The following is a 9,064-nucleotide window of genomic DNA, read 5'->3' as shown; positions in this document are numbered from 1 at the left end:
GCACACCATCACGCACGAATTGGAATTCGCTTGCTAAGGGGTGACTTGTTCGTCGTCGGCAAGCTGTTCGGCTTCCGGCGCGGACACCAACCTTACCAGAAGGCTTGTGTCGGAGTAAATCGTTCAGGCGCCTTCGACCAACCTCGTTGTCCCGGTCCATCAGGTCTGGGTCGGTGTCCGTGTCGCTCTGACCTGGAATAAGTTACGGGAGGATCAATTCAATTTCCAAATCGCCTGGTCACGACGTTGCGGAAGCGAGTTTGCCCTGGTCACGAGCGGTCGCCGGACGCGCACCGCGCCGGAGCCGTGTTCGTGACCCGCAGCACACTGTCAGGCGTCGACACCGACCCGTTCGATTCCCCCGCCGAGTTCCTTGATGATCTCCACGAACCGCGGATAGCCACGGTCGATGTGGTAGACGTCGTGCACCTCGGTCACCCCGTCGGCACACAGACCGGCAAGAACAAGACCGGCGCCTGCCCGGATATCGGACGACCACACCGGCGCGCTCGACAATTCCTCGACCCCACGCACCACCGCGTGATGACCATCGGTTCGCGCGTCGGCACCGAGCCGGACCATCTCCTCGACGAACCGGAAGCGTGCTTCGAACACGTTCTCCGTGATCATCGAGGTTCCGTCGGCGACCGCGGCGAGCCCGATCGCCATGGGCTGCAGGTCGGTGGGGAATCCGGGATAGGGAAGCGTCGCGAAGTTGACTGCCCGGGGCCGCCCGTTCTGGACGACCCGGAAACCGTCGACCTCGGGAGTGACCTCGGCACCGGCTGCCCGCAGCTTGTCGAGCACGAGCGTGAGGTGCTTGGGATTGATGCCGCGAACCCGGACATCGCCCTGCGTCATGGCAGCGGCGATCCCCCACGTCGCCGCGACGATCCGGTCGCCGATGCAGCGATGTGTCGTCGGCTCCAGCGCGGTGACACCCGTGATCCGGAGCGTGGTCGATCCAGCTCCGCTGATCCGCGCACCCATCTGCACGAGCATGTTGCACAGGTCGACGATCTCCGGCTCGCGCGCGGCGTTGTCGATGGTCGTGTCGCCTTTGGCTAGCACAGCCGCCATGAGGATGTTCTCGGTGGCTCCGACCGATGGAAAGGCCAGGCGAATGGTCGCGCCGTGCAGATCGTCGGCCTCGGCGACGACGCAACCGTGCTCGATCGTGCTGTGCGCTCCCAGAAGACGCAGACCGGTCTGGTGCATGTCCAGCGGTCGGGAACCGATCGCGTCGCCGCCCGGCAACGCGACCACGGCGCGTCGGCACCGTGCGACGAGCGGTCCCAGAACACAGACCGATGCGCGGAACTGCCGGACCGCCGCGAAATCTGCGCGGTACTGCGGCTGCGCGGGCGTTGTGATGCGAACTTCGTCGCGGTCGAGTTCGACGACGCAGCCGAGACCGCGGAGTACCTCGGCCATCAGGGGAACATCGAGTATGTCGGGGCAATTGGTGATGACAGTGGTGCCCTCGGCGAGCAACGCAGCCGCCATCAGTTTCAGAACACTGTTCTTGGCACCACCGACGACGACCTCACCCACGAGCCGGTTACCACCGGTGACGAGAAAGCGTTCACTCACAACGCCACAGCGTAACGAGGACTCCGCGTTCCCACCCGAGCCGGTACCGTGACGGCCATGGCTGTCCACCTCACCAGGATCTACACCCGTACCGGCGACGACGGAACGACCGGGCTGAGCGACTTCTCCCGGGTGTCGAAGAACGACCCGCGGCTGAATGCGTACGCCGACTGCGACGAGACGAACGCGGCCCTCGGCGTCGCGCTTGCCCTCGGCAATGCGCCGGAACGCTTCGTACCCGTCCTTCAGCAGATCCAGAACGATCTGTTCGACGCGGGCGCCGATCTGTCGACTCCGGTTGTCGAGAATCCGAAGTATCCGCCGCTGCGGATCACCCAGGCGTACATCGATCGGCTGGAGGGATGGTGCGACGAGTTCAATGAGGAACTCGAGCCGCTGAATTCGTTCATTCTTCCCGGGGGCACTCCCCTGGCGGCGTTGCTGCACACCGCTCGCACCGTCACGCGGCGGGCGGAACGCTCGGCGTGGGCGGCTGTGGAAGCGCATCCGGACGACACGAACGTACTGCCGGCGAAATACCTCAACCGGCTGTCCGACCTACTGTTCATTCTGAGCCGGATCGCGAACCCGGACGGCGACGTCCTATGGAAGCCGGGCGCCGGCGCCTGACCGGTCGTGCGTGGTTTCGGTGGTGTCTGCTACCGGAACCGCGCACCGATGGGGTCAGAGCGGGCGGCGGCGCTGCGACCGATCCGACGGGCGCGATTCGACCCAGGACAGGAAGGCCGTCAGCGCGCCGCTGTCGAACGCGACTTCGAAGATGTCGTCGTCGTCGGTCAACTCGAGGATCACGATGTCCTCGGTCATGATGTCGTACTCGTTGCCCTCCGGCTTGCGCCGATCGCGCACCTCGACGCCTTGACGGGTGATTCGGGAATCCGGCCCGAGGCGGAGACTGGAGAGCTTGTAGAAGACGAGATTGTTCTCGCCGTACCGGATGATGCCGTGCCGCCAGCCGACGCCGGCAGCGTTGGGCAGAACCCGGAGGATCGCGGCGGTGCCACCGCCGCGGAGTTTACGGAGACGGTACAGAAAAGCCGCGACGGCGCCGGCGAGCAGCACAACAAGAATGAGAAGAACGATCATTCCTACTGTCACTGCTCGTGGCTCCGTCGCGGCTTCTCGTGACTTCGATCAGGCCCGCTCGATGGCCCGCAGGCGGCCCTTGGCCGCTGCGATCTCCGCTTCGTCCTGGCTCTCGGCGAGGACAGCCTTGGCGGCCTCGACGTCGATGTCCTGAACGAGATCCGCGTCTTCGGCGAGCACGGTCACGGTCGTCGCGGTCACCGACAGGAAGCCGCCGTGCACGGCCGCGACGATGCGCTCACCGTCGACGGTCGTGACGGACACGACGCCGCCCTCGACGAGCTGGCCGAGAACCGGCTCGTGTCCGGGCATGACGCCGATCTCACCCTCGGTGGTCTGCGCGGTGACCAGCTTCGCCGAACCCGACCACACACGCTGCTCGACGGCAACGATGTCCACGGTCATTTCAGCCATGGTGGACTACTTTCCGGCGATCTTCTTGGCTGCGGCCTCGACGTCGTCGAGTCCACCGCAGCTGTTGAAGGCCTGCTCCGGAAGGTGGTCGAACTCGCCCTTGCAGACGCGGTCGAACGCCTCGATGGTGTCGCGCAGCGGCACGACCGAACCGGGCTCACCGGTGAACTTCTCGGCGACGATGAAGTTCTGGCCGAGGAACTTCTGCAGGCGACGGGCGCGGCCGACGAGGACCTTGTCCTCTTCGGAGAGCTCGTCCATACCGAGGATGGCGATGATGTCCTGCAGTTCCTTGTACTTCTGCAGGATCCGCTTGACCTCGTTCGCGACGCGGAAGTGCTCGACACCGACGATGCCGGGCTCCAGGATGCGCGAGGTCGACGTCAGCGGATCCACAGCGGGGTAGATACCCATCTGCGAGATCGGACGCGAGAGCTCGGTGGTCGCATCGAGGTGCGCGAAGGTCGTGGCCGGCGCCGGGTCGGTGTAGTCGTCGGCGGGGACGTAGATCGCCTGCAGCGAGGTGATCGAGCGACCACGGGTCGAGGTGATGCGCTCCTGCAGTTCACCCATCTCGTCGGCCAGCGTCGGCTGGTAACCCACGGCCGAAGGCATACGACCGAGCAGGGTCGAAACCTCGGAACCGGCCTGGGTGAACCGGAAGATGTTGTCGATGAACAGCAGCACGTCCTGGCCCTGGACATCGCGGAAGTACTCCGCCATGGTCAGCGCCGACAGGGCGACGCGCATACGCGTTCCCGGCGGCTCGTCCATCTGGCCGAACACGAGGGCCGTGTCCTGGAGAACGCCCATCTCCTCCATCTCGAGGTGGAGGTCGGTGCCCTCACGGGTGCGCTCGCCGACGCCGGCGAACACCGAGGTGCCGGAGAACTCACGCGCGATACGGGTGATCATCTCCTGGATCAGAACGGTCTTGCCGACACCGGCACCACCGAACAGACCGATCTTGCCGCCCTTGACGTACGGGGTCAGCAGGTCGATGACCTTGATGCCGGTCTCGAGGATCTCGGTCTTGCCCTCGAGCTGGTCGAAGGCCGGGGGCTTGCGGTGGATGCCCCACTGCTCGCCGTCGCGGCCGGTGCCCGGCGCGTCGAGGCAGTCACCGAGGGCATTGAACACGTGGCCCTTGACGACGTCACCGACGGGAACGGAGATCGGACGACCGGAGTCGACGACGGCGGTGCCGCGCACCAGACCGTCGGTCGGCTGCATCGAGATCGTGCGGACCAGGTTGTCACCCAGGTGCTGCGCGACCTCGAGGGTCAGGGTCTTCGCCACGGACGGCAGAGTGACCTCTGCGTGCAGGGCGTTGAACAGCTCGGGCACGGCGCCACGCGGGAACTCCACGTCGACGACGGCGCCGATGACGCGGACGACGCGCCCGGCAAGGGCCGACGCCGCACCGGCGTTGTTGTCGGTTACTGCTGCGGTCATTGTGGTTCAGTCACTTCCTGCACTCGAGGCGAGCGCACCGGCACCGCCGACGATCTCGCTGATTTCCTGGGTGATCTGGGCCTGGCGGGCCTGGTTCGCCTGACGGCTGAGGGTGTTCACCAGTTCCGTGGCGTTGTCCGTCGCGGCCTTCATGGCGGTACGACGAGCAGCCGACTCGGAGGCTGCGGCGTCCAGCAGCGACGCGAAGATGCGCGTGCTGATGTACTTCGGCAGCAGCGCCGCGAGCAACGTCCCGGCCTCCGGCTCGAAGTTGTAGCCGGCACGCGGCCCTTCGCTGCCCGACGCGCGGTGCCCGTCGGAGAGCATGTCCTCACCGAGATCGATCTCGTCCTCGGTGATGCTCACCTCGAGCGGCGCCATGCGGCGGACCTCGGGGGTCTGCGTCAGCATCGACACGAAACGCGTGTAGACGATGTGCAGTTCGTCGACGCCCTCGATGGTGCCCACGCCGTTCGGTGCGGACACCTCGGAACCGGACCCGGCCATGAACAGCTCCACCAGGTGGCGGCTGGCCTTCGCGGCATCCGAGTAGCGCGGCGCCTGTGAGAAGCCGGTCCACGCACCCGCGACCGGGCGCTCGCGGAAGGTGTAGAAGGCCAGGCCCTTACCGCCGAGCACGTACAGCACCGGCTCCTTGCCCTCGCTGATGAGCAGCTGACGCAGCTCTTCGGCTTCCTTGAGAACGTTGGAGTTGTAGCCACCGCACATACCGCGGTCGCTGGTCACGACCAGCACGGCGGCACGCTTGGGGTTCTCGCGCTCGTTGAGCAGGGGGTGATCCAACGACGCGGACGCACTCGCCAGCTCCGAGAGAACCTTGGTGATCTCCTCGGAGTACGGCTTCGACGCGGCAACCCGAGCCTGGGCCTTGGTGATGCGCGAAGTCGCGATCAGTTCCTGCGCCTTGGTGATCTTCTTGGTCGAGTTGACCGACTTGATCCGCGAGCGCAGCTCACGCAAGCTTGCCATTCGTCGATCACACTCCCTTCACTGGACGCTGGGTCATGGTCTCCCCGCTCACTTGCGAACGGTGGTGCGCTTGACGGAGACCTGCTCCTGCTCGACCTCGTCGGCGCCCAGCGGGGCGGCCTCGGCCTCGTTGACCACACGGCTGCCGTCGGAGGCGATGAAGCCCTCCTTGAACTTGGCGGTCGCGGCGAGCAGAGCCTCGGTGGACTCGTCGGTCAGAGCCTTGCCGCCGGCGATCTGGTCGTAGACGCCGGAAGCGCTGCGGTGCAGATCCTCGATGAGCTCGGCCTCGAAGCGGCGGACGTCGTCGACGGGAACGGAGTCGAAGATGCCCTCACCCGCGAGGTAGATCGAGATGATCTGGTCCTCGACGGCGATCGGCGAGTACTGGTCCTGCTTGAGCAGCTCGACCAGACGCTGGCCGCGCTCGAGCTGAGCCTTCGACGCGGCGTCGAGGTCCGACGCGAACGCGGCGAAGCCCTCGAGCTCACGGAACTGGGCGAGCTCCAGACGCAGCGAGCCGGACACCTTCTTCATGCCCTTGGTCTGGGCGGCGCCACCGACTCGGGAAACCGAGATACCGACGTTGATGGCCGGGCGGATGCCCTTGTTGAACAGGTCGGACTCGAGGAAGACCTGGCCGTCGGTGATCGAGATGACGTTCGTCGGAATGTAGGCCGACACGTCGTTGGCCTTCGTCTCGATGATCGGCAGCGCGGTCAGCGAACCGCCGCCGAGCTCGTCGGACAGCTTGGCCGAACGCTCCAGCAGGCGGGAGTGCAGGTAGAACACGTCACCGGGGTAGGCCTCACGTCCCGGCGGGCGACGCAGCAGCAGCGAGATGGCGCGGTACGCCTCGGCCTGCTTGGTCAGGTCGTCGAACACGACCAGGACGTGCTTGCCCTGGTACATCCAGTGCTGGCCGATGGCCGAACCGGTGTAGGGGGCCAGCCACTTGAAGCCGGCGGAGTCGGAGGCCGGAGCCGCGACGATGGTGGTGTACTCCATCGCGCCGTTCTCCTCGAGGGCCTGCTTGACGCCCGCGATGGTCGAACCCTTCTGGCCGATCGCGACGTAGATGCAGCGGACCTGCTGCTTCGGGTCGCCGGTCGCCCAGTTGGCCTTCTGGTTGAGGATCGCGTCGATGCAGACCGCGGTCTTACCGGTCTTGCGGTCGCCGATGACGAGCTGACGCTGGCCGCGGCCGATCGGGGTCATCGCGTCGATGGCCTTGATGCCGGTCTGCAGCGGCTCCTCGACCGGCTGGCGCTCCAGCACGGTCGCGGCCTGCAGCTCGAGGGCGCGGGTCTCGGTGGACTCGATCTCGCCGAGTCCGTCGATCGGCTGGCCCAGCGGGTTCACGACGCGGCCGAGGTAGCCGTCGCCGACCGGCACCGACAGAACGTCGCCGGTCCGCTTGACTTCCTGGCCCTCGGCGATGTCCTGGAAATCGCCGAGGACGACGGCGCCGATCTCGGTGGCCTCGAGGTTGAGGGCCACGCCCAGCACGCCACCGGGGAATTCCAGCAGCTCGTTGGCCATCGCCGACGGCAGACCGCTGATGTGCGCGATGCCGTCACTGGTGTCGACGACCACGCCGACCTCCTCGCGGGAGGCCTCCGGGGAGTAGCTCGCGGTGTAATTGTCAATCGCGCTACGGATCTCGTCGGAGGAGATCGTCAGCTCCGCCATGTTCTTCCTGCTCTCGGTATCTGGTCTTCGAAAAGATCTCTAGGTGTGTGTTCGGTAGTGGACTACGTGAGGTTCTTCCGCACGGCCGCGAGTCGTCCCGCAGCAGTGCCGTCGATGACCTCGTCGCCCACCCGGACGACCAATCCACTGAGGAGCTCGGGATCGACCTCGACGTGGACCGTCACAGGCTTCCCGTAGGTGCGGGTCAGAATCGCGCTGAGGCGCTCGGTCTGAAGCTCACTGAGGGCGGCGGCGCTGCGCACGTGGGCAACTGCACGGTCCCGCTGCGTGGCAGCGAGAGCCGACAGTTCGTCGAACGTGTCGGCCGGGGCCTTCTTCAGGCGCCCGATGGCCTGCACTGCCAGAGCCTCGGTGACCGCGGTGCACTTGCCGTACAGGAGGCGCGAGAGAAGCTCACGCTTGGCCTGCGCCGGGGTGCTGCGGTCGGACAGCGCCTGCTCGAGTTCCCCGTCGCCGGCCACGATCCGTCCGAGCCGGAACAGCTCGTCCTCGACCGTGTCCAGCTGGTTCTGATCCTCCGCCGCCTTCAGCAGGGCCTCGCGGCCGAGCTGAACGAGCGAGTTGGTCAGGTCGGACTGCGCCGACCAGTCCTGGCCCACCGCGGCCTTGACGGTCGCCAGGGCCTCGGCCGAAACCTTGCCCCCGAAGACCTGCTCGGCCAGCGCCTGGCGAACTGCTGCCGGGGTCGAGGCGTCCGCCAGCGCACCGCGGAGGGTGCGCTGGCCGTCGAGCACCTCGACCACCGAAAACAGATCGGAGCCGGCCTGTGCCGCAGCGGCAGTCGCGGCACCCGCACCAGCGGATGCGGTGCTCGACGCCAAGGCGTCCTGCAGCGCGGATCGCGTATGAGCGAGTGCCTCACGGCTTGCTGCGTACATGGTGCTCACTTTCCGGATGCAGAGTCAGCGCTGAGGGATTCGAGCTCGCTGAGGAAGCGGTCGATGGAACCGGCACGCTTGACGTCATCGGAGAGTGCCTCACCGATGATCTTCTCGGACAGGTCGACGGCGGTACGGCCGAGATCGCCACGGAGCTCGGTCACGATCTGCTGGCGCTGAGCCTGCAGCTGCGCGTGACCGGCGGCAACGATGCGGTCGCTCTCCTCCTGGGCCTGCGCCTTCATGTCGGCGATGATCTGCTGGCCCTGGGCACGGGCCTCTTCGCGGATCTGTGCCGCCTCGGTGCGGGCTTCGGCGAGCTGCGCGCGGTACTGCTCGAGCGCGGCAGCGGCTTCCGCCTGTGCCTCTTCCGCCTTCTTGATGCCGCCTTCGATCTGCTCCGACCGCTCGTCGAGGACCTTCTGGAACAGCGGAAGCACGTACTTCCAGAAGACGAGACCGACGATGATCAGGGCGACGAGCGACCAAACGATGTCATATGTCGCGGGCAGGAGCGGATTCTGATCTTCCGCCTCCGCCGCGAGCAACAGGATGCTGTCAGCCATGTTCGCGACGATCAGAAGATGAAGCCGGCAACGATGCCGATCAGCGCGAGGGCCTCGGTGAATGCGATACCGAGGAACATGGTGGTGCGCAGCTGTCCGGCCATCTCGGGCTGGCGAGCCATGCCCTCGATCGCCTTACCGACGACGATGCCGATGCCGATGCCCGGGCCGATGGCGGCGAGGCCGTAGCCGACGGCACCGAGACCCTTGAAGGTGGTCTCTTCCTGCGCGAGGATCTCGACTGCCTGAAGCGCAACGCTCATTGGTGTTCCATTCCCTTTCTAGTGGCTCGGCCCCGGGGATCGGCAACCGAGTCAGTCTGTGATGTTGTGTGGTGGTGCAGTTCGG

General features: G+C 66.3%; 10 protein-coding genes. 1 reads left to right on the top strand and 9 read right to left on the bottom strand.

Features of this window, described 5'->3' with window-relative positions:
- Nucleotides 1-330 precede the first annotated feature (330 nt).
- Nucleotides 331-1,593: a UDP-N-acetylglucosamine 1-carboxyvinyltransferase gene (gene murA / locus RZ1_RS25355; protein ID WP_072815358.1), complete on the bottom strand. Its 1,263-nt coding sequence runs from the start codon at nt 1,591-1,593 to the stop codon at nt 331-333.
- Nucleotides 1,594-1,650: 57 nt separating this feature from the next.
- Between murA and RZ1_RS25350 the strand changes: the two genes are divergently transcribed.
- On the top strand, nt 1,651-2,223 hold the full coding sequence (locus tag RZ1_RS25350) for a cob(I)yrinic acid a,c-diamide adenosyltransferase (protein ID WP_072815371.1): 573 nt from the start codon (nt 1,651-1,653) through the stop codon (nt 2,221-2,223).
- 54 nt (nt 2,224-2,277) lie between these two features.
- Here RZ1_RS25350 and RZ1_RS25345 read toward each other — a convergent pair whose 3' ends face one another.
- From RZ1_RS25345 to RZ1_RS25310, 8 genes are all read right to left on the bottom strand, one after another.
- A complete protein-coding gene (locus tag RZ1_RS25345) occupies nt 2,278-2,700 on the bottom strand; it encodes a DUF2550 domain-containing protein (RefSeq protein ID WP_072815356.1) in 423 nt (140 codons plus the stop codon).
- A gap of 48 nt (nt 2,701-2,748) precedes the next feature.
- Entirely contained in the window at nt 2,749-3,114 is a 366-nt protein-coding gene (locus RZ1_RS25340; protein WP_072815355.1) for a F0F1 ATP synthase subunit epsilon, read from the bottom strand.
- Between the two features lie 6 nt (nt 3,115-3,120).
- Entirely contained in the window at nt 3,121-4,569 is a 1,449-nt protein-coding gene (gene atpD / locus RZ1_RS25335; protein ID WP_072815353.1) for a F0F1 ATP synthase subunit beta, read from the bottom strand.
- 6 nt (nt 4,570-4,575) lie between these two features.
- Nucleotides 4,576-5,559 (bottom strand): F0F1 ATP synthase subunit gamma, encoded by a 984-nt coding sequence (locus RZ1_RS25330; RefSeq protein ID WP_072815351.1) that lies wholly within the window; start codon nt 5,557-5,559, stop codon nt 4,576-4,578.
- A 48-nt stretch (nt 5,560-5,607) separates the two neighbouring features.
- Nucleotides 5,608-7,251 (bottom strand): F0F1 ATP synthase subunit alpha, encoded by a 1,644-nt coding sequence (gene atpA / locus RZ1_RS25325; protein ID WP_072815349.1) that lies wholly within the window; start codon nt 7,249-7,251, stop codon nt 5,608-5,610.
- Nucleotides 7,252-7,313: 62 nt separating this feature from the next.
- Nucleotides 7,314-8,150, bottom strand: coding sequence for a F0F1 ATP synthase subunit delta (locus tag RZ1_RS25320; protein ID WP_072815369.1), 837 nt, complete (start codon nt 8,148-8,150; stop codon nt 7,314-7,316).
- Between the two features lie 5 nt (nt 8,151-8,155).
- Entirely contained in the window at nt 8,156-8,716 is a 561-nt protein-coding gene (locus RZ1_RS25315; protein WP_072815347.1) for a F0F1 ATP synthase subunit B, read from the bottom strand.
- Nucleotides 8,717-8,727: 11 nt separating this feature from the next.
- Complete coding sequence (locus tag RZ1_RS25310; protein WP_072815345.1) at nt 8,728-8,979, bottom strand: ATP synthase F0 subunit C; 252 nt, start codon at nt 8,977-8,979, stop codon at nt 8,728-8,730.
- Nucleotides 8,980-9,064: the final 85 nt, after the last annotated feature.

Source organism: Rhodococcus zopfii NBRC 100606 = JCM 9919, from assembly GCF_001895025.1.
In the GTDB taxonomy this organism is placed as follows: Bacteria; Actinomycetota; Actinomycetes; order Mycobacteriales; family Mycobacteriaceae; genus Rhodococcus; species Rhodococcus zopfii.
Note: the sequence above shows the minus strand (reverse complement) of the source record. Positions and strands in the feature narration are given on the sequence as shown.